This window comes from Herbaspirillum sp. Her2 (assembly GCF_057961375.1).
This window is the reverse complement of sequence record NZ_CM176331.1, coordinates 2,945,910-2,965,737: the sequence shown is the minus strand read 5'-3', so window position 1 is coordinate 2,965,737 and position 19,828 is coordinate 2,945,910. Positions and strand designations below refer to the sequence as shown.

At 63.5% G+C, this 19,828-nt stretch carries 15 protein-coding genes and 1 pseudogene; 9 read left to right on the top strand and 7 right to left on the bottom strand.

Annotated features, from left to right (window positions below; translation table 11 throughout):
• Positions 1-68: 68 nt before the first annotated feature.
• The 4 genes from ACWHXP_RS13470 to ACWHXP_RS13455 are packed head-to-tail and all read left to right on the top strand — an operon-like array spanning position 69 to position 4,388.
• On the top strand, positions 69-1,304 hold the full coding sequence (locus tag ACWHXP_RS13470) for an MFS transporter (protein WP_489635773.1): 1,236 nt from the start codon (positions 69-71) through the stop codon (positions 1,302-1,304).
• Between the two features lie 19 nt (positions 1,305-1,323).
• Entirely contained in the window at positions 1,324-2,844 is a 1,521-nt protein-coding gene (locus ACWHXP_RS13465; protein ID WP_489635774.1) for an amidase, read from the top strand.
• Positions 2,845-2,877: 33 nt separating this feature from the next.
• Positions 2,878-3,228 carry a RidA family protein gene (locus ACWHXP_RS13460; protein ID WP_134221747.1) on the top strand — a complete coding sequence of 117 codons (351 nt, stop codon included), beginning with the start codon at positions 2,878-2,880 and terminating at the stop codon, positions 3,226-3,228.
• A gap of 20 nt (positions 3,229-3,248) precedes the next feature.
• Entirely contained in the window at positions 3,249-4,388 is a 1,140-nt protein-coding gene (locus ACWHXP_RS13455) for an NAD(P)/FAD-dependent oxidoreductase (RefSeq protein WP_489624961.1), read from the top strand.
• A gap of 168 nt (positions 4,389-4,556) precedes the next feature.
• On the opposite strand, the pseudogene ACWHXP_RS13450 reads toward ACWHXP_RS13455, so the two are convergent.
• From ACWHXP_RS13450 to ACWHXP_RS13435, 4 genes and pseudogenes are all read right to left on the bottom strand, one after another.
• A pseudogene (locus ACWHXP_RS13450) lies at positions 4,557-4,700 on the bottom strand (flagellar basal body rod C-terminal domain-containing protein); the annotation flags it as partial.
• Positions 4,661-5,146, bottom strand: a complete 486-nt coding sequence (locus tag ACWHXP_RS13445; protein WP_489637742.1) for a DUF4880 domain-containing protein — start codon at positions 5,144-5,146, stop codon at positions 4,661-4,663. The pseudogene ACWHXP_RS13450 and the gene ACWHXP_RS13445, both read right to left, overlap by 40 nt.
• An 8-nt stretch (positions 5,147-5,154) precedes the next feature.
• A complete protein-coding gene (locus tag ACWHXP_RS13440) occupies positions 5,155-5,532 on the bottom strand; it encodes a sigma factor-like helix-turn-helix DNA-binding protein (protein ID WP_489624963.1) in 378 nt (125 codons plus the stop codon).
• Between the two features lie 444 nt (positions 5,533-5,976).
• A complete protein-coding gene (locus ACWHXP_RS13435) occupies positions 5,977-7,566 on the bottom strand; it encodes a sensor domain-containing diguanylate cyclase (RefSeq protein WP_489635775.1) in 1,590 nt (529 codons plus the stop codon).
• 429 nt (positions 7,567-7,995) lie between these two features.
• Between ACWHXP_RS13435 and ACWHXP_RS13430 the strand changes: the two genes are divergently transcribed.
• Positions 7,996-9,723, top strand: coding sequence for a methyl-accepting chemotaxis protein (locus ACWHXP_RS13430; RefSeq protein ID WP_134221756.1), 1,728 nt, complete (start codon positions 7,996-7,998; stop codon positions 9,721-9,723).
• A gap of 238 nt (positions 9,724-9,961) precedes the next feature.
• Here the strand turns inward: ACWHXP_RS13430 and ACWHXP_RS13425 are convergent, their stop codons facing one another.
• Entirely contained in the window at positions 9,962-10,960 is a 999-nt protein-coding gene (locus ACWHXP_RS13425; protein WP_489635776.1) for a MerR family transcriptional regulator, read from the bottom strand.
• A 253-nt stretch (positions 10,961-11,213) separates the two neighbouring features.
• Here ACWHXP_RS13425 and ACWHXP_RS13420 point away from each other — a divergent pair, with 253 nt between their 5' ends.
• The 3 genes from ACWHXP_RS13420 to ACWHXP_RS13410 all read left to right on the top strand — a co-directional run bounded on the left by ACWHXP_RS13420 (position 11,214) and on the right by ACWHXP_RS13410 (position 15,110).
• Positions 11,214-12,947 carry a methyl-accepting chemotaxis protein gene (locus ACWHXP_RS13420; RefSeq protein ID WP_489635777.1) on the top strand — a complete coding sequence of 578 codons (1,734 nt, stop codon included), beginning with the start codon at positions 11,214-11,216 and terminating at the stop codon, positions 12,945-12,947.
• 13 nt (positions 12,948-12,960) lie between these two features.
• Entirely contained in the window at positions 12,961-14,772 is a 1,812-nt protein-coding gene (locus tag ACWHXP_RS13415; protein WP_489635778.1) for a putative bifunctional diguanylate cyclase/phosphodiesterase, read from the top strand.
• A gap of 110 nt (positions 14,773-14,882) precedes the next feature.
• Positions 14,883-15,110, top strand: a complete 228-nt coding sequence (locus ACWHXP_RS13410; protein WP_051057645.1) for a hypothetical protein — start codon at positions 14,883-14,885, stop codon at positions 15,108-15,110.
• Here ACWHXP_RS13410 and ACWHXP_RS13405 read toward each other — a convergent pair.
• Together ACWHXP_RS13405 and ACWHXP_RS13400 are read right to left on the bottom strand one after the other, a co-directional pair.
• Positions 15,107-17,833, bottom strand: a complete 2,727-nt coding sequence (locus ACWHXP_RS13405; protein ID WP_489635779.1) for a hybrid sensor histidine kinase/response regulator — start codon at positions 17,831-17,833, stop codon at positions 15,107-15,109. The two genes, ACWHXP_RS13410 and ACWHXP_RS13405, sit on opposite strands and share 4 nt — an antisense overlap.
• Positions 17,834-17,843: 10 nt before the next feature.
• Complete coding sequence (locus tag ACWHXP_RS13400; protein WP_489635780.1) at positions 17,844-18,638, bottom strand: response regulator transcription factor; 795 nt, start codon at positions 18,636-18,638, stop codon at positions 17,844-17,846.
• 508 nt (positions 18,639-19,146) lie between these two features.
• Between ACWHXP_RS13400 and ACWHXP_RS13395 the strand changes: the two genes are divergently transcribed.
• On the top strand, positions 19,147-19,821 hold the full coding sequence (locus tag ACWHXP_RS13395) for a response regulator transcription factor (protein ID WP_121038170.1): 675 nt from the start codon (positions 19,147-19,149) through the stop codon (positions 19,819-19,821).
• Positions 19,822-19,828 lie beyond the last annotated feature (7 nt).

Below are 19,828 nucleotides of genomic sequence, written 5' to 3'. Positions count from 1 at the left end.
GTGCAGGCTTAGGATGCGTTCACGGATCGGCGGCAGGGTGCCCGCCGTCGCGTCGCGAGGGAGGCTTCATGGATGCTGCACAGGCTGCAATGACGAAGGCGCAGGGCGAGGGACGCTACAAGTATCTGGTATTGGTGCTGCTGTACCTGGGCTGGTGCGTGTCCTACATCGACCGCGCCGCCATCACCTTCGCCGCGACCCAGATCGCCAGCGAATTCGCGCTCAAGCCTTCCGACCTTGGCATCCTGCTGTCGAGTTTCTTCCTCGGCTATTCCCTCCTGCAACTGCCGGGCGGCTGGCTGGCGGACCGTTACGGTTCGCGTCCCGTCATCGTCATTTCCATCCTGCTGTGGTCGGTCTTCACCGGCGTGACCGGCATGGCCTGGTCGGTGACCAGCCTGGTGGTGATCCGCTTCATCTTCGGTCTGGGCGAGGGCGCGTTTCCGGCCGCCAGCGTCAAGGGCGTGGCAGAAAACTTCAGCCGCGAGGAACGGCCCAAGATGTCCTCGCTGCTGATGTCCTCCAACTACATCGGCAGCATGCTGGCCCCGCTGCTGATCGCACCGCTGATCATGCATTTCGGCTGGCGCGCGGTGTTCCATACCATCGGCATTGCCGGGCTGGTGTTCGCCCTCGTGTACTGGTTCTGCGTGCGTCCGGTACGGCCCGGCAAGGACGGTCCCAAGGCCATCAACAAGGCAGCCTTCGCGGCCCTGCTCAGGATGCCGCTGATGTGGAAGATCGTGGCGGTATGGTTTGGCCTGTCCATCATCAACAAGGGGCTCGACAGCTGGATGCCGACCTATCTGATGACCGTGCGCGGCCTCAATCTCAAGGCGGTCGGCCTGTTGCTGCCGCTGCCCTATATCATGGCCGGTCTGTCGACCGCCATCGGCGGCTGGGTCATGGTGCGCTTCTTCGATGGCCGCGAGAAGCTGTTGCTGATTGCCTCTTCGCTGCTGACCGCCGTCTTCGTCTACTGCATGTACACTGCCGCGACCGTCGAGGGCGTCATCGCCTGGCAATGCCTGGCTTACTTCTTCAAGTCCTTCGTGCTGGCCACCTGCATCGCGTTGCCGACCAAACTGCTGCAGGCGCAGCTGGTGGGCAGCGGCGTGGGCATGGTCAACCTGGGCGGGCAACTGGCGGGCTTCATTTCGCCGCTGGTGATCGGCTTCCTGGTCAGCGCCTTTGCCAACTACGATTACGCCTTCAGCTTCCTGATCGGCGCGGCCCTGTTCTCGGTGCTGGTGAGCCTGTTCATCCGCACCAGCAAGACCGGCGGCCAGATGCAGCCGGCCTGATCCACTCACAAGGAAATTCATGTCTGATTCCCTCGTCGAAAAAACTGCCGTCGAACTGCGCCAGCTGATCGGCAGCAAGCAAGTCTCTCCGGTCGAGTTGCTGGACGCCTGCATCGCCCGCATCGAAGACCTCAATCCCCACATCAATGCCGTGACCGCCACCTGCTTCGAGCGGGCCCGCAAGGAAGCGCGTGCGGCCGAGCAGGCGGTCATGGACGGGGCTGAACTGGGGCTGCTGCACGGCCTGCCCATCGGCATCAAGGATCTCGAAGAAACCGAAGGCCTGCTGACCACCTACGGCTCGCCTATCTATCGCGGCAACGTCCCCGCACACGACAACGCGCTGGTGGCGCGCCTGCGCGCGGCCGGTGCCATCGTGGCCGGCAAGACCAACGTGCCCGAGATGGGGGCCGGGGCCAACAGCCGCAATACGGTGTGGGGGGCCACCGGCAATCCCTTCAATCCGCTGCTCAATGCGGGCGGCTCCTCCGGAGGCTCGGCGGCGGCGCTGGCGGTGGACCTGCTGCCGCTGTGCTCGGGCTCGGATACCGGTGGCTCGCTGCGCATTCCGGCGGCCAAGTGCGGCGTCGTGGGATTCCGTCCCTCGCCGGGACTGGTGCCGAGCGAGCGCAAGCTGCTGGGCTGGACGCCGATTTCGGTAGTCGGTCCGATGGGCCGCAATGTGGCCGATACCGTGCTGCAATTGCGCGCCACCATTGGCCTGCATGCCAGCGATCCCTTGAGCTACGCGGTCGATGACGCGGCGTTCGCGGCCTTGCCGCCGGTGGACTTGTCGCGCCTGCGCATCGGCTATACCGAAGACTTCGGCGTGTGCGCAGTGGACGAGGGCATTCGCGCAGTGTTCCGCCAGAAGATGGCTGCCATCAGCCGTTTCGTGCAGGTTTGCGAGCCCGTGGAGATGGAGATGGGCGAGGCCCATCGCGCCTTCGACGTGATCCGTGCCGAAGCCTTCGTGGCCGGGTTCGAGGCCGCCTATCGCCGCGATCCCGCTTCGCTCGGCCCCAACACCCGCGCCAACTACGAGATGGGTGCGGCCATGAGCTTGTCCGACTGCGCTTGGGCGCAGGGCGAGCAGACGCGCCTGTTCCGTCGCTTCCAGCAGTGGTATGCGCGCTATGACCTGATCCTCTCGCCGACCACGCCGGTCTCGCCTTTCCCGTGGAGCGAGCTGTACCTGAAGGAGGTCAACGGTGCGCCGCTGGAAAATTATTATCGCTGGCTGGCCCTGACCTATGTGGTCACACTTGTTACCAATCCTTCGATCTCGCTGCCCTGCGGCCGCGATCATCGCGGCATGCCCTTCGGCTTGCAGGTCACCGGTGCCTTCCGCGACGATGCCCGTTTGCTGGCCTGGGCCGGCGCGCTGGAGGCGGCGTTCGCGGGCGATGAGACATTGCGGCGGCCACGGCCTGACCTGGCGAAGCTGAAGTCCGTCAACGCAGCGCTGACCTCCCTGGTTACCCATCCGCCCATCTTTGATGGTGCGGCGACGGCAGCGGCGGCGCAGGCTGCGGTATAAACCATTTATATCATTTCATTCTTGAACGATTCCATGAACACGATCCAACGCTTCAATACCAATGCCCGCATGAGCCAGCTGGTGCTGGCCAACAATTTTGCCTTCGTCGCCGGCCAGGTGGCGGACCATCCGGGTGCGCCCATCCCGCAGCAGGCCAGCGAAGTGCTGGCCAAGGTCGATGCCCAGTTGCAGGCCCAGGGGATTGCGCGCGAGCGTATCGTCAGCGCCAATGTCTGGCTCTCCAGCCCGGAGCATTTCGCTGCCTTCAATGCGGTGTGGGATGCCTGGGTCCCTGCCGGCCATGCGCCCACGCGCGCCTGCGTGCAGGCACTGCTGATGGCTCCGGGGCTGGACGTGGAAGTGGCCGTCATCGCCGCCCTCTGAAAAGATCACGGAGTTTGCCCATGAGCCAGCAAGGCCGCGTCGACTATCTCATCATCGGGGCCGGCATCGCCGGTGCCTCCATCGCTTACTGGCTGGCGCGTCACGGCAGCGTGCTGCTGCTGGAGCGCGAATCGCAGCCGGGCTATCACAGCACTGGCCGCTCGGCCGCGCTCTACATGGAGAGCTACGGTCCGCCGCAAGTGCGCGCACTGACCTGCGCCAGCCGCGCCTTCTTCGATCATCCGCCCGAGGGCTTTGCCGACCATGCACTGCTGACGCCGCGCGGTGCCTTGTTCTATGCGACCGCTGCCTTGCACGCGGAACTCGATGCCCATGAAGCACTGGTACGTTCGGTGTCCGACAAGGTGCAGCGCCTCGATGCGGCGCAGACCCGTGCCATGGTGCCAGTGCTGCGTGAGCAAGACCTGATCGGTTCGGTCTACGAGGAAGATGCCAGCGACATCGACGTGCATGCCTTGCACCAGGGCTTCCTGCGCGGCGCGCGGGCAGCGGGCGCACGCGTGCTGTGCAATGCCGAGGTGCAGTCGCTGCAGCATGGCCATGAGCAGGGAGAGAGCACGTGGCATGTGCAGACGAGTCAGGGCGAGTTGCGCGCGGGCGTCATCGTCAATGCCGCCGGTGCCTGGGCCGACGAGATCGGGCAACTGGCCGGAGCCGCACCCATCGGACTGGTGCCGAAGCGGCGTTCAGCCTTCACCTTCGCGGCACCGGCCGAGAGCGCCCACTGGCCGATGTTCATGCCGGTCGATGAATCTTTCTACATCAAGCCGGATGCCGGCCTGCTGCTGGGTTCGCCGGCCAATGCCGATCCGGTCGGAGCGCACGACGTGCAGGCCGAGGAACTGGATATCGCCATCGCCATCGACCATATCCAGAACGGCACGACCCTGGAGATCCGCCGCCCGGCGCATGTCTGGGCCGGCCTGCGTTCCTTCGTGAGCGATGGCAGTTTCGTTGGCGGCTACGACACCCGGGTACCGGGCTTGTTCTGGGCTGCCGGGCAGGGCGGGTATGGCATCCAGTCGTCACCGGCGGCGGGCGAAGCCTACGCGGCCCTGATCCGGGGCGAACCGGTGCCGGCGCATATCGCGCGCTTCGGGGTCGATGCCGCGGCCTTGAGTCCGGCGCGACTGGGCTGAGCTGAGCCACCGCGCACACCGACCAGTGCGTAATCGGTACAGCGCCCCAGCGTGCCCATGGTCAGCCGTGCTTCGGCGGCCGCTTCTTCCATGACCGCATTGAGGTCGTCACCGTTGGCAGCAGGGGCAGAGGCGAAGGACATACCGGTTCTCGTGCGTGCCTTCTCGTCGCAGGCTGATGAGCGTCTGCAATACCGTGTCCTGCACCTTGATGGATTGCGAATTGGCCTGGTAGACGCGCTGCGCCACGATCATGTTGACCAGCTCGGCGGTCAGGTCGACGTTGGATTGTTCGACAGCACGGCCCTGCAGGCTGGCACGGTCTGGATGACGAAGGGCAGGTCCGCACGCGCCGCTACCTGCGGCTGGATTTCGCCAGCCAACAAGCGGATTTGCCGCATGCCCGTTGCGATCTGCCGGTCGATGGCGCTGCGCGTGTTGAAGATCAGAGTGCTGCCGTCGGCCAGCAGGCCGGCCCCCACGGTGAGCCTGGCCAGCATGGCGATCTGCTTGAGGGCCTTGCGACACCTGCTCTTCTGCTGCAGCGTGTTGCACAGCACCTGAGGGGCGGCACCGACCTGGCGCGGAACGTCGAACTGCTGCACCGACTGCGCCAGATTGGCATAGGCCACGGCATGGCGCGGATCAGCCGCTTTCCAGCGTTCGAAGGCGGCTTGTTCGCCTTTGCTCAGTTCGCCTTGTTCGATCTGCAGCATCCACTCGATGGCCTGCTCAACGATCTTGTCTTCGTTCTTCATGCGCGCGCTTACCCCAGCGGCGCGAAGCCGGCGGCCTTGTAGCATTGCAGCAGGCCCTTGGCGACGTAGCGGCGAGCCACGCTGGGCGTGATGCGCAACTGTTCACCGATGGCCTGGTAGGTCGGGCCGTCGAGCTTGTAAAGCAGGAAGGCCGCGCATTCCTTGGCGGTCAGCCCGGCCAGCGCCTGCAGGCAGGCTTCCTCCAGATCGCGGCGTCGCCACAGCTCGTAGACGATGCGGCACGAGATCGTGGTCAGCAGCGCGCGCGGTTCGCGCACTTCCTGCGGCGGCGAGGTGAGCAACTGAGTGAAGGTTTCGGCGGCCACGTCCTCGGCGGCAAAGGCATCCCCCCACGCTGCGCCGCAGGCGCGTGCGCAACCAGACATGGTGTTCAATGAACATGGCTTCGATCTGGTGCATGGCGCCGAGCGGATCGGACATCAGATGTGAACTCATGCGGGGTTAGAAATGCGAGTAATTTTCGAGGAGGAGGCCGTGGTGGCCATGCTGGTCTCATCACCAGTCCGCTCTTGTCGGGGGGGCGGGGTGCGCTGCAAATTATAAGAGAAATTCACAGTTGTGAAAAAACTGCCTGCGACCATGGATGCGCCGTGCATCTGAGCCCCCTTTTAATCAGCATGGGCAGGCATTTCCGGTCGATTGACTTAGTCCGTTGTGTGACCAAAGTGTAAAGTTTCGATGGAGATTTCGTGACGGGATCGCTCCCGCAGCCAGTATTTTGTCAGCTGCGGAGACATGTTGGTGATCTCATTCGCACCGGATGTCATTCATTTTTATTGCGAGTTCCTCTTTGATTTCTGCGCGCTTCGCTACGAATTTCCTGCGGCCGCATCCGGTTTGATCGAAGGCGTTACCGGACGCGGCAGCTGGCAGTCTTCCACCCGGTCGCGGCCGCGTTCCTTGGCGCGATAGAGTGCGCGGTCAGCTCCCGCGAACAGATCTTCGATGCGCATTTCGGGCCGTGGCACGCAGCTCATCACGCCGGCGCTGATGGTGACCACGCCACCGGCATTGCCCTGATGCGGGATCGCCAGTGCGCGCACACCATCCAGGACTTTCTGGGCGATGCGATGAGCATTGTCGAGATCGGTGTCGGGCAGCAGCAACGCAAATTCCTCACCGCCGTAGCGTGCTGCCAGGTCGCCATGGCGACGTTGCATCCCGCGCAGGGTGCGGGCCACGTCCTGCAGGCAGTAGTCGCCTTGAATATGGCCGTACAGGTCGTTGTACTTCTTGAAGTAATCGACATCGAACATCACCAGCGAGAGGGCGCTCTTGCTGCGGCTGGCATTGCGCATGGCCAGTTGCAGCTGTTCATCCAGGTAGCGCCGGTTGGGAATGCCGGTCATGCCATCCAGCATGGCCTGTGCCCGCAGGTTTTCGGTGAGCAGCTTGAGGGACAGGTTCTTCTTTTCGATCTCTTCTTCGGCGCGATCGCGCATGCGTACCACGCGCAGCAGGTAGGCCGTCAGCAGGCCGACCAGCAGCGCCGCCGAGACGATCACCAGCAATTGCGCACGCTGCGCTTCGCGCCAGTCGGCCAGCATTTCGTCATGGGCCAGAGCGGCCGTGACGAACAGCGGATAGTCCGGCACCCGGGTGAAATAGTTCAGGCGCAGCACGTCATCCTGCGCCGACTGGATCACCGCCCAGCCCGACTGGCGCTGTTGCGCATGATCGCGATAGAGCGGCAGGTCGGCCATGCTCTTGCCGAGGAACTCGCTGCCGTAGGGTCGGCGCAGCAGCATGCTGCCGTCGGTGCTGGCCAGCACCAGTGAGCCCTGCTTGCCGATGTTGAGTTCGTTGAACAGGCGCATGAAGTGGTCCAGGCTCACGCCCACGCGGATGACGCCGGCCGGCTTGCCCTGGCGCAGGCGCGTGCGCGTCACCGGAATGATCCAGCGGCCGGTGACGCTGCTGATGACCGGGGTGCCGATCTGCAGTCCACCGGTCTTGTCCTCCACACGGCGCTCTCCGCGCGCCATTGCCATTGCCGGTTCCATGCCGGACAGGCCGGCCGGCTCTGCATGGGCGGGCCAGCGCTGCCGGGTGTGGCCCTGCTCGTCGATGACCAGCAGGCTGTCCAGTTCGGGAAAGAGCTGGTTCTGGCGCGTGAGCAGATCTTGCACCAGGCCTTGCAGTTCAGCCGGGGAGAGGCTGCGGCTGCCTTCCAGTCCGGCGATTTCCTGTATCAGCAGATCGGCCGCACGAAAGCTCAGGTTGACCTGGGTAGCCAGGCCGGTGGCGAGGTTGAGGGTGGCGGTCTCGCCGCTCTTGATCGCTGCTTCGCGGCTGCTGAGGCTGCCGTTGAGCAAGGCATAACCAAACAGCGCGCTGCCCAGGATGGCCAGGACCAGCGAGGTGATCCTGACCTTGTTGTTGAGACGTTTGAGGGGCATGGCTTACTCCGGGGGATGTTGGGTGAACGTGTCAATCTGAAATCAAATTAATCAAATTCACCATTTGTATTTTAATGCAAATGCATTTTGATTTCCTTTATTGCAATAGAAAGCCCCTTTTTAAAGGGCAGAATGTTGATGTGGATTAAGCCGCTTGTTGCTTTTCGGCAGGCATCGATCGATTCGCGAATTCCTCTCATTTCCTTATGGAATGGCTATTTCCACATGGTAATGCTCACCATTTGTCACGCCTGGATGATTGATCCGGCAACTGTGGCGTGAAAATGCGACGAAATTTCGGCGTTAAAAACATTTTCATCGAATACGTTAAATAAATCGTTTATATTTCTTGCAGTCGGCTGACAAATGTTGGCCCGGCACAGGGGTTTCTTGGGGTTGGCTCAGGTGTAAAAACGAAGAGGGGATGAAATGAAAATCACGGATATCAAGATCAGCGTCCGGTTGGGCGCATGTTTCGCGGCACTCATTGCGGTGATGTGCCTGATCGCGGGAGTGGGCGTCAAGAATTTGTGGTCGGTCAGCGATGCCACCTCGGAAATCGTCAATGACCGCTACGTCAAGGTCGCGCTCGGTGCGCAGATGAGCGACAAGATCAACACGGCCGCCCGCAGCCTGCGCAATGCCATCCTGGCGCGCAATCCGGAGGAGGCGAAGAAATACCTCGACCGGGTCGAGACCAACACCAAGGATGTCGGCGAGATGCTGGTACGGATGGAAAAACTCATCAACACCCCGCGCGGCAGGGAATTGATCGGCGCGCTCAATCAGTCGCGCGACGAATACAGCAAGCACCGCGCCAAGGTCGTGGAATTGATCCAGCAGCAGAAAAAGGATGAGGCAACAGCTTATCTGTTCGATCAGACCATCCCGGTGCAGGACAAGTATTTCGCCGCCCTCAAGAACTTGGCCGAGTTCCAGGTCAGCCTGATGGACAAGGCGGTGGAGCGCGCCAATGACGCATCCAGCAATGCGGTCAACATCATGCTGCTGCTGTCGGCGGCCGCCATCGTGCTCTCGGTGGTGTGTGCCTGGCTGATTACCCGTTCCATCACCCGTCCGCTCAACCAGGCCGTGCAAGTGGCCACCGCCGTGGCGGCCGGTGACCTGACGGTGCAGATCGACAATTCCTCCAAGGATGAAACCGGCGCGCTGCTGGCGTCGCTCAAGGCCATGAACGACAACCTGCACCGCATCGTGACCGAAGTGCGCCAGGGCAGCGATACCATCAATACCGCTTCCGGCGAGATTGCCACCGGCAACCTGGATCTGTCCTCGCGCACCGAGCAGCAAGCCGGTGCGCTGGAAGAAACCGCTTCGGCGATGGAAGAGCTGACCTCCACCGTCAAGCAGAATGCCGACAATGCGCGTCAGGCCAATACCCTGGCCGAAACCGCTTCGCAGGTGGCAATCCAGGGCGGCAGCGTAGTCGGTGAAGTGGTGCAGACCATGAGCCAGATCAACGATGCGTCGCGCAAGATCGTCGACATCATCAGCGTCATCGATGGCATCGCCTTCCAGACCAACATCCTGGCCTTGAATGCCGCCGTGGAAGCGGCCCGGGCCGGCGAGCAGGGGCGCGGTTTCGCGGTGGTGGCTTCTGAAGTGCGGACCCTGGCGCAGCGCAGTGCCGCCGCCGCCAAGGAAATCAAGACATTGATCGACGCCTCGGTGGAGCGCGTGGAAAACGGCAGCCGCCTGGTCGAACAGGCCGGCACCACCATGGATGAAGTGGTGGCCAGCGTCAAGCGCGTCACCGATGTGGTGGCCGAGATCACCGCCGCCAGCGGCGAACAGAGCGATGGCATCGAGCAGATCAACCAGGCCATCGTGCAGATGGATGAAGTGACCCAGCAGAATGCTGCGCTGGTGGAAGAGGCGGCCGCCGCTGCGCAATCGCTGCAGGAGCAGTCGGGCCGTCTGGTGGAAACGGTCAGCATCTTCAAGCTGAGCAACCATGAAACGCGTCGTCCGGTACCGGTGGCTGCTACCGCGGCACGCACCGTGGACGTCACGCCCCGTGCTGCAGCACTGCCGCGCAAGCCGGCAGCCAAGGCCAGCGCACCGGCCAAGGCTCTGCCGGTTGCGCAGCCAGCCCTTAAGCCGGCCGCTGCTGAAGGGGATTGGGAACAGTTCTGAAGGGCCAGCTCAATCCCGCAAGGGGAGGGTTTGGCGAGCAGCGCGTCCATTGGGCGCGCTGTTTTTTTGTATTGATTCAAGCCTGCATTGAGGCCTGAATCCAAGCGTGAATGAAGGGCAGAACTGTGGCGTGAATCCGCACGTGGATTGAAGCGTGAATTCACGTGCGAATTTTGCACCAGATCCTGTACAGAATTCTGTCCCCAATTCGGACCGGCCTCATCCCGGTCAACTGTGCTTACGTCAGCGAAATTCCCTTGAAGCGCGCCAGCTTTTGCAGTGCGTCTTCCAGCGGCAGGCGCGCGCGTCCGGCGGCAATGCGCAGTTCCCGATGCAGTTCGGCTTCCTCGGTCGTGTCGTCTTCGCACTGGCGGCTGTAGCGTTCGAATCCGGCCAGTGCCGTCAGCAGTTCGGCCAGATGGCGCGGACATTCACATTGCATGCGATCGGACTGGTCCGACACCGACGCCAGGGCGCTCTCGCTGAAGCGCGGCTCCGGCACCCATTCGTCCTCGCCCGGTGTCTGCGCGGCCGCTGGTTCCATGCGCCGGATCATCTCGCACAGCCACTCCACATCGATCCCTTCCACCGCCTTGCGCACCACCCGATGCCCGGCTTCGCGCAGGCGCACCACCATCTCCGGCGAGCCGAAGCGATACAGGATCAGTACCGGTACCTGCACGCCGTCGCGGCGCAGCCCCTCCAGCCGCTGATCGAGATCGCTGTCGAGAACCGTGCTTTCCAGCAGCAGCAGGTCGCCCTCGAACTGCCTGAGGTCGAGTTCATCCAGGCTCTCGACAGCCATGATGACGCTCAATTGCCGATGCACCAGCGCCTGGCCGACCGCCTTGGTGGCAATCCAGGGGCCGACCAGGGCCAGCCGCGTGACCGGGCCGGCCTGCCGCTCGTGGCTGCCGCTGCCCTCGGCAGGCAGGCTCTGCGCCAGCGCCTGCAGGTCCTGCGGGGGCAGCGTGGCCAGCTTGCCGATGCGATGGCCGGCATCCACCAGTGTCTTGATCCAGGCCAGGCGTTGCATGTCTTCCTGCGAATACAGGCGCTGGCCGCCGCCGCTGTGCTGCGAGGAGGTGATGCCGTAACGATGTTCCCAGGCACGCAGCGTCTCGACTGCCATGCCCAACTGGCGCGCCACCGCGCCGGGGCGCAGCAGCGGCAGGTCGGACAGCTCGGCTGTTTCTGCTGCGGGAGCCGGTGAAGAGGGGGCTTGTTGGTTCGTCATTGTCGTATTTCCAATGAAAAATATTTTTGTAATGTACGGATATTTTTTAAATATATCTGTTCAGAGTCGTTGCAAAGCAAATTTGTTGCACGCTGAAAAAGATATTTTATCGTTTGTTTTCGTGATTATTTTGAGTGTGTCACGCTTTTGCCTGAATGTGAAACATCGTGATCAACAACAAGAATCGGCCCGCTCCCCGTGGACACGTGTCGATCCATTCGAGAAACCTTGCATCCCCCCGGAAAGAACCATCATGAAAATATCGGACCTGAAAATCGGCACTCGCCTCTATATCGGCTTCGGAATGGTTTCCGCCATCCTGGTCATCCTGGTCAGTGTGGCCTATGCCAATTTTGCGCGGCTGGGTGTGGCCACGGACATGAACATCCATAGCTACGAGGCACGGGCAGAAATGCAGGCGATGCTCGAAAGCCTGATCAATATGGAAACGGGCGCGCGCGGTTTCGCCCTGACCGGCAACGAAGCTTCGCTGGAGCCGATGCAGCAGGGCCTGGCCAGTTTCAAAACGCATCTGGACAAGGCCCGTCAGCTCACCGTGGATAACCCGACCCAGCAACAGCGCTTGCAGCAAGTGGCGGAAGCCGAACAGCGCTGGGTGAGCACGGCCATTGAGCCCACCGTCGCCCTGCGCCGCGCCGTGCGTGACGGGCGCGAGGACATGAGCAAGCTGGTGGCCTTTGTACAGGCTGGCCGCGGCAAAGCCGAAATGGACAACATGCGCGCCATCTTTGCCGAGATGGACCGCATGGAAAGCAGTCTGCAACAAGAGCGCAGCGACCAGGCCGATGCACTGGAAGCGCTCACCGGCAAGACCCTCATCATCGGCGGCGTGGTCGCGGTGGTGCTGGCGCTGCTGCTGGCCTGGTGGCTGGCCAACAACATCACCCGTCCGCTGGCCGTGGCCGTGCGCCTCGCACGCCAGGTGGCAGGCGGTGACCTGACCGCCCGCATCGACGTGCGTTCCCGTGACGAAACCGGCGAGCTCCTCAGCGCGCTGAAGGACATGAATGCCAGCCTGGTTACCATCGTCTCTGGTGTGCGCCGTGGTACCGACATGATCGCCACCGCCTCCTCGCAGATTGCCAGCGGCAACCTGGACCTGTCCTCGCGCACCGAACAACAGGCCAGCTCGCTGGAAGAGACCGCATCCTCGATGGAAGAACTGACCTCCACCGTGCAGCAGAACAGCGCCAATGCACGCGAAGCCAACCGCATGGCGCAGGCCGCCTCCGACATCGCCAGCAGCGGTGGCGGCGTGGTCAGCCGCGTGGTGGAAACCATGGAAGAAATCAATGCCTCCTCGCGCAAGATCGTCGACATCATCAGCGTGATTGACGGTATCGCTTTCCAGACCAATATCCTGGCCTTGAACGCCGCCGTGGAAGCGGCACGCGCCGGTGAGCAGGGGCGCGGTTTCGCCGTGGTCGCGACCGAAGTGCGCAGCCTGGCCCAGCGTTCGGCCGCCGCTGCCAAGGAAATCAAGGCGCTCATCAGCGACTCGGTGGCCAAGGTCGAGTCGGGCAGCGTGCTGGTCAATGAAGCCGGTGACACCATGCGCGAGATCGTCGAGAGCGTGCAGCGCGTGACCGGCATGATCAACGAGATCAGCGCGGCCGGTGAAGAACAGCGTTCCGGCATCGAGCAGGTGAGCCAGGCGGTCGGCCAGATGGATCAGGTCACGCAGCAGAATGCAGCCCTGGTCGAAGAAGCGGCCGCTGCCTCGCAATCGCTGCAGGAACAGGCGCAGGAACTGGCGCAGGCCGTCAGCGTGTTCCGCCTCGATGCACAGGCCGCCCAGGAGATGGCCATCGACGTAGCTGCCGCCGCAGTGACACCGGCACCGGCGGCCATCAAGAAGGCTCCGGCCACCATCAAGCCGCGCATTGCACCGCGCGAGCCGCGCCTGTCGGCACCGGTGCCCAGCCGCAGTCTGGCGGGCGCTTCCGACGAATGGGTTACTTTCTGATCGCCACGCCACCATGCACGCCGACCTCCTCCGATTGACCGCCCCCTTGTCGGGGCAAGCCGGGCAAGCCGAACGGGAGCGTGAGCGCCTGGCCGTGCTCGATACCTACTGCGTGCTGGATACCCATCCCGATGTGCTGTGCGATCTGGTGACCGAACTGGCGGCCACGCTGTTCAACACCGAGATCGCACTGGTCTCGCTGGTCGCTGAGAACCGCCAGTGGTTCAAGTCGCGGCGCGGTCTGGATGCGCCGGGCACACCGCGCTCGCAGTCCTTCTGCAGCCACGTGATCGAGCGGGATCAGGTCATGGTGGTGCTGGATGCGACGCAGGACCCGCGCTTCGCCGACAACCCGCTGGTGACCGGTGAGCCCGGCATCCGCTTCTATGCCGGGGCCCCGCTGCAGGCCAGCGATGGCGTGCGGCTGGGGACGCTGTGCGTGATCGGCAAGTCGCCACGCGCCGCCTTCGGTGATGCTGATCGGACCAAGCTGACGCAGCTGGCGGCCATCGTGATGGCACGGCTGGAGATCCTGCGGGTATCCAACTACGTCGACAGCCTGACTTCCTTGCCCAATCGCAGCCGCCTGACCGCCGACCTGCACAGTCTCGCTACGCTGGGGCAGGACGGCGAGGGCCTGTCGGGCAAGTTGACGGCGATGGCGGTCGACATCTGTGATCGCGTGTACCTGCGCGACATGGTCAAGGCGCTGGGCTGGGATTACGTGGAAGGTTTCCTGATCCAGGCCAAGGAACAACTGCGCCAGTCGCTGGGTGAGGTGGCGCTCTATCGCATCGGCACCACCACCTTTGCTTACCTGGAGCGGCGCGACATCTGGCAGCAACAGGTGGAGCAGATCGAACGTGCCTTCGCCGGTACCGTCGAGTACCAGGGTATTCCGCATCGGCTGGAAATTTCCGTGGGCATCGTGCCGCTGGGACAGTGTGAAGACATCGACGAACTGGTGCCCTCGCTGTTGACGGCAGCTGACATGGCACGTGATTGCGGCAGCCTGCAATGCCGCTATGAACAGCCGCTTGGCAAGCAGCAGAAGCATTCCTTCGAACTGCTGTCGGCCATTCCCGGCGCGCTGCTCACGGGCGACCAGCTGTGGCTGGAATACCAGCCCAAGATCGCGCTGGCCTCGGGCCATTGCGTCGGGGTGGAGGCGCTGCTGCGCTGGCGCCATCCGGTGCATGGGCTGATCTCGCCGGCCCTCTTCATTCCGCTGGCCGAGAAGACCGCGCTGATTCGCCAGGTGACACTGTGGGTGCTGCAACATGGCATCGAGCAGGCGGCGACGTGGGCGCGCCGGGGGCGGGCGATTCCGGTGGCCATCAACGTATCGGCCCGCGACTTCGACAATGATGATCTGGTACTGGCACTGGCAATGCAGTTGCAGCGGCATCGCATTCCGGCCGGGCTGATCGAGATCGAGTTCACCGAAAGCGCGATGAGCAAGAACCCCGAGGCGCTCTACGGGCGGATCCAGGAAATCAAGCGCCTGGGCGTGAAGGTGGCCATCGATGATTTCGGGGCCGGCTTCAGCAACCTGAGCTATCTCAAGAACATTCCGGCGGACTACCTCAAAATCGACCAGTCCTTCATTCGCAACATGGAAAGCAATTACTCGGACCAGCAGATTGTTCCTTCGATGATTCACCTCGGGCAGAAGCTGGGCTTTGCCGTCGTAGCCGAAGGCGTGGAAACCGAGAAGTGCCGCCGCATCCTGCATCACCTCGGGTGCGAATACGGCCAGGGCTACGGCATCGCCCGCCCGATGGCGGCCGCCGATACCTGGGACTGGATCGCGGCGCGCGATTGAGCCGCGCCCATCAACGCTGCCGGCGGCGCATGCCCAAAAAGGAGGGGGCTTGCGGTGAGGATTGGTGAGGCGTATATTTCCAGATAGAAATATAAATCTGGAGACTTTACGTGACAATCCGACCGGTCCCCCTCCCGTTCGCATGGTTCGCCGTTCTCGTCTTGGCCGTGGTGCTGCCGCTGATGCTGGGCGCGTGCAGCCGTTCGCCAAAGGAGCAACTGGCGTTCCAGCACGCGGAAGAGCAATACCAGATCAACCAGCGCAATGCCGAGCTCGCGCGCAGCCGGCCCGAGGGGGACTCCTCGCGGGACGATGAACGGAGCCGGGAGCGCGATTAAGCCTCGCCCCCCGTCTCTTGCCGCATGGCTTGATCATCGCGGCACAGCGCCTCCAGCCGGTCCAGATCCGCAGTGATCACCCATTGCCGCGCCAGCACAGCAAAACTTTCATACGCGGGATTCTGCTGCTGCAGCGTATCGCACCAATCCAGCAAGTCCGACACCGCGCCCATCGCGATGAGCGCCAGCGCCTGCTGCAGCTTTTCCGGCGGCGGATGCTGCAAGGGCAGGGGAGCGGCATCGTCATCGGCTGAGGCCGCTTCCGGATGCAAGCCCAGCAGGCGACCGATGGTCTCCTGCAGTTCCAGGAAATTGACCGGCTTGAGCAGGCAGGCATCGAAACGTTCATCCGGCTCATCGCTCGGCGCCGGCTGCAGCGTGGCTGACAGCAGCAGCACCGGGACTTGCGGCAGATGCCGGCGTACTGCTTGCAGCACGGCGTCGCCATGCAGGCCCGGCAGCTGGTAATCGGTCAGCACCAGCGCCAATGCGGGCGCCTCCGGGAGGGCGATACGGGCGATGGCGCTTTCCGCATCGGCCAGCAATTCCACCGCGAAGCCGACGCTGGCCAACTGGTCGCCCAGCAATTGCGCGATGTCGGCATGATCTTCCACCACCAGCGCCAGGCGGCCCTGGCCATCGATGAGGAGGCGGCCATTGGCGTCTTCCGGCGCATCATGGCGGGCGATGTCGCGCTCGCTGGAGATGGCGGCCGGCAGGCGCAGCGTCATCGTCGTGCCTTCGCCGGGCCGGCTGGACAGCATCACCTGGCCGCCCATCTGCTGCATCCACTGGCGCACGATGGACAGCCCCATGCCGATACCCGGCTGCGAGCGGTCGGCGTTGGCCCGTTCGAAGGGTTCAAACACCCGGGTCTGGAAATGTGCAGGGATGCCGCTGCCGGTATCGCGTACCTGCATCTCCATGACGCCCATCTCGGATTTCGCCGAGGCCGGATGCCAGAGGATCTGCAGCACGATGCGGCCGTCCCGGGTGTACTTGGCGGCGTTGTCCAGCAGGTTGCCGAGGATGCGCCGCAGTCGCCGGGCGTCGATGGCGAGCACCGGTGGCAGCGTCGGGTCCACCTGCAGATGAAAGGAATTGTGCTGGCGCTCGGCCAGCAGGGCCGCTTCCTGGCCGATCTCCTGCAGCAGGGCGTGGGCATAGACCGGGGCAGCGTGCGGCAGATCGGGGCGATCGCCGCGGGCATAGTCGATCAGGTCGTTGACCATGGCCAGCATGTGGCGGGCGCTGCGCACGATGATGCGGCCATGGCGCGCACGCTCGCCGCCGCCGGTCTGCAGCATGTCGGCAAAGCCGAGGATGGAAGTCAGCGGTGTGCGCAGGTCGTGGCTGATGCGGGTGAGGAATCCGGTCTTGGCGCGGTTGGCCTGGTCGGCCGCCGCCAGCGCTTCGCGCAGCTCGCGGGTGCGGGTCGCCACCGCCTGTTCCAGCTTGAGTTGCTCGCGCACACGCATATACAGCATGGCCCATTGCATCTGCTCATGCTTGCGATGCAGTTCCAGCGCGCGGCCGATGATCGCCACGGTGGCCAGGCACAGCAGTCCCATCTGGAACAGCGCCGCGAAATGCCAGTCCGGCAGCAGGCTGCGGTCGACCAGGCCATTGAGTTCGAGCAGCTTGACCGACAGGCCCAGCCAGGCCACCGCAAAGGACAGCGTCAGCAATCGGGCGTGCGGCAGTCCATGCCACCAGGCATGCAGCATCGAGGCCAGCCAGATCACATAGGCGAGGGCACCAGTGGCATTGGCCAGCGGCGCGGTGACGCGATAATCGCCCAGCGCGGTCCAGCCGATGATCACCGACAGCAGCACGTACAACGTGCGATAGACGATCTGCCAGCCACGCAATCGCTCCATTCCGACCAGCACCTCGCTCATGCGCACGTAGAGCAGGGTGGCCGCGCATCCCAGGGTGGCCGGGGCACGCACCTGCCATGCACCGCCCGCGGGAAACAGGTAGCGATAGAGATAGCCCTGAAACGTCCAGATATAAGCCAGCGCGATGAGAATCCACGCAGCCATCAGCAGGAAGCCACGGTCGCGCCAGGCGATGCCCTGGATCAGGGCATAGCTCACCAGCAGCAGGGCGCCCCCCAGTACGAAGGCCTGGATGGCCAGTTCGCGTCCTTCCTCTTCGCGATAAGCCGCCGGCTCCCACAGGGCGAGGTTGAGATCGATGGAGGATTCACCGGCGACGCGCAGCACCCACTGGCGCTGCTCGCCGGGAGCCAGTGTCAGCGCGAACAGTGGTGTGCGACTGATGATCTCGCGTTGCGCGAGGGCGTGCAGCGTACCGGCGCTGAGTGGCGTGATCGCTGCCGTCGGGACCTCCGCAGGCGTGGTGGGCAGCCAGTACAGGCGTACATCCTGCAGCCGCGCCGAGGCGAGAGTCAGCCAGCGTGTGACAGGCTGGCTGCTGTCGTTGCGCACCGTGCCGCGCAGCCAGAAGGCAGCGCTGCTGTAGCCCTCCTGCAGCATGGGGACGGCGATGGCCTCCCAGTGCGTACTGCCGAGGGCCGCGGCCAGCATGGCGCGGCCTTCAGTGTCGCGCAGTATCTGCACTTGCGGCGTGATGATCACGCGCGAGTCGATCCCCGCCAGCTCGATGGACGGCAGCGCCGGTGCGGCCCGCGCGGCTTGGGGCAGCAGGCTCCAGAGCAACAACGATGGCCACAGCAGCGCTTTACGCAGACGTGACATCGTCCTCTCGTCAGCGCCGGAACTGGCTGGGCGGCATGCCGAAGCGTTCGCGGAAGGCCGTGGAGAAATTGGCCGTGTTGCTGTAGCCCAAGGCCAGTGCGATGGACCCGATGTCGAGGGTGCTTTCGGAGAGCAGGCGGCGCGCTTCCTTCATGCGCTCCTCGCGCAGGAAGTCGAAGACGGTGACGCCGGCGCAATGCTTGAAGGCGCTGGAGAGGCGGCGTGCATTGGTGCCGACCGCAGCGGCCAGGGCATTGAGTCCCAGCGGCTGGTCCAGCTTGTCCATCATGAGCCGGCGCGCGGCCTGGAACAAGACCATGTCGAAAGTGCTGGAGCCGCCCTGCGTTGCGGAACCGGTGGGCGTCTGCGTGATCGGCGGCAGGTCCGCATGCAGGGTTGAACGCAGATGCACGCACAGGCGCAGCCGCACCTCCTCGAAATCGAAGGGCTTGGTGATGTAGTCCACTGCGCCCACGCTCAGGCCATTGACCTTTTCCTCGGTGGACGCGGCGGCCGAGAGGAAGATCAGCGGAATGTTGCGCGTGCAGGAATTGGCCTTGAGCAGACGGGCGCTGGTGAGTCCGTCGTAGACCGGCATGCGGATGTCCATCAGGATCAGGTCCGGCCGCACGGTCTGCGCCTTGCGGTAGCCATCCTGTCCGTCGCGTGCCACGTAGAGCCGCGCGCCATGGCGCAGCAGGAAGTCCGACAGCAGCATGCGATCTTCCTCGGCGTCGTCGACGACCAGGATGCGCTGTCCGGACAAAGGCCCGGCATAGACCGGGTGGATTGATTTGTAGACCATGTTCGCCTCATCTTGAATGAGCGGGACGTTACCGCGAAAATTCGAAGACACGAAGCGAAAATGGCCGCCCTGAAAATATTTTTCCCGCGATCAAAACTCTGCGGTGGATGAGCAAAACATCGACGAGAAATTCATCGAAAAAGTTCTATATCGACGACAGGGAGGACGCTGCACCAGCCGCCCGGGAGCGAAGAAATGAGCGCCGCTGACGAGGCCCGCCTGGAAAAAAATGAGAGCGCATGGCGACCCGCTGAGAAGCGCTTCCCGCATCGTTGAAGCGATGGATGGCGTCGCACCGAAATATTTTTCCTTGCGCCAGAAAGATGAGACCGGTTCGCAATACCTGCAGGTAAAAACGGAGGGTGTCTTGCGCTAAATTCTTTTCCGGTCATCGGGCTCGCCGACGTTGCAGCAGCACGCCCGGCGGCAAGGCGATGACACCACGAACCCGTGCCCGCAGCAGGTGCGCGGCGTGACGGGAAACGCAATGACATCAGGGGAAATCGCAATGGCCACTATTCTGTTGGTTGAAGACATTTTGAGACACGACCGCAACGCTTGCCTGGCCCGCTTCCTGGAAGACCAGGGGCACAAGGTCAGCCGGATGATGGCGGATGGTGAGGAATTGCTCGCGCCGCTGCAGGATGGCGACATCGCCATCATCCACGTAGGGCGGGCCAGCGCCGCCGGTTATGCGCTCACGCAGCGACTGCGCAGAAGCAACGCGCGCATGGGCATCCTGCTGCTGGCCTCGGAGCACGAGAGCGTGACGGTGCGCATCGCCGGCCTGGAACGCGGTGCCGACTTCTGTGAACCACTGCCGCAGCGGCTGGAACTGCTCAACGCCTATATCGAGACGATGTTGCGCCGGGTGGTGCCACAGGCGTGGCAGCTGGATGTGGCCGCACGCACGCTGCGCGCACCGCATCACGATGCGGTGGAAATCAATTCGCGCGAAGTGGCGCTGTTGAAGGCGCTGGCCAGCAGCACCCGCCATGCCGCTGACCGTTGCGCCATTGCCCATGCCTTCGGCGTGGAGTGGGTCAGCTTCGACGAGCGGGTGCTGGAGAAGACCGTCAGCCGCCTGCGCCGCAAGTGGCGCGACAGCACCATGTATGATTTGCCGCTGCGCACCTTGCACGGCGTGGGCTACTGTTTTACGGAAGCGATTCAGGCCTGCTAAGGTTCCC

What these genes read in the sequence shown, in the direction of transcription:
- ACWHXP_RS13470 (WP_489635773.1), top strand. Translation starts at nt 69, where the DNA reads ATGGATGCTGCACAGGCTGCAATGACGAAGGCGCAGGGCGAGGGACGC.
- ACWHXP_RS13395 (WP_121038170.1), top strand. Translation starts at nt 19,147, where the DNA reads ATGGCCACTATTCTGTTGGTTGAAGACATTTTGAGACACGACCGCAAC.
- ACWHXP_RS13425 (WP_489635776.1), bottom strand. Translation starts at nt 10,960, where the DNA reads ATGACGAACCAACAAGCCCCCTCTTCACCGGCTCCCGCAGCAGAAACA.
- ACWHXP_RS13430 (WP_134221756.1), top strand. Translation starts at nt 7,996, where the DNA reads ATGAAAATCACGGATATCAAGATCAGCGTCCGGTTGGGCGCATGTTTC.
- ACWHXP_RS13465 (WP_489635774.1), top strand. Translation starts at nt 1,324, where the DNA reads ATGTCTGATTCCCTCGTCGAAAAAACTGCCGTCGAACTGCGCCAGCTG.
- ACWHXP_RS13405 (WP_489635779.1), bottom strand. Translation starts at nt 17,833, where the DNA reads ATGTCACGTCTGCGTAAAGCGCTGCTGTGGCCATCGTTGTTGCTCTGG.
- ACWHXP_RS13415 (WP_489635778.1), top strand. Translation starts at nt 12,961, where the DNA reads ATGCACGCCGACCTCCTCCGATTGACCGCCCCCTTGTCGGGGCAAGCC.
- ACWHXP_RS13440 (WP_489624963.1), bottom strand. Translation starts at nt 5,532, where the DNA reads ATGTCTGGTTGCGCACGCGCCTGCGGCGCAGCGTGGGGGGATGCCTTT.
- ACWHXP_RS13400 (WP_489635780.1), bottom strand. Translation starts at nt 18,638, where the DNA reads ATGGTCTACAAATCAATCCACCCGGTCTATGCCGGGCCTTTGTCCGGA.
- ACWHXP_RS13435 (WP_489635775.1), bottom strand. Translation starts at nt 7,566, where the DNA reads ATGCCCCTCAAACGTCTCAACAACAAGGTCAGGATCACCTCGCTGGTC.
- ACWHXP_RS13455 (WP_489624961.1), top strand. Translation starts at nt 3,249, where the DNA reads ATGAGCCAGCAAGGCCGCGTCGACTATCTCATCATCGGGGCCGGCATC.
- ACWHXP_RS13445 (WP_489637742.1), bottom strand. Translation starts at nt 5,146, where the DNA reads ATGAAGAACGAAGACAAGATCGTTGAGCAGGCCATCGAGTGGATGCTG.
- ACWHXP_RS13420 (WP_489635777.1), top strand. Translation starts at nt 11,214, where the DNA reads ATGAAAATATCGGACCTGAAAATCGGCACTCGCCTCTATATCGGCTTC.
- ACWHXP_RS13460 (WP_134221747.1), top strand. Translation starts at nt 2,878, where the DNA reads ATGAACACGATCCAACGCTTCAATACCAATGCCCGCATGAGCCAGCTG.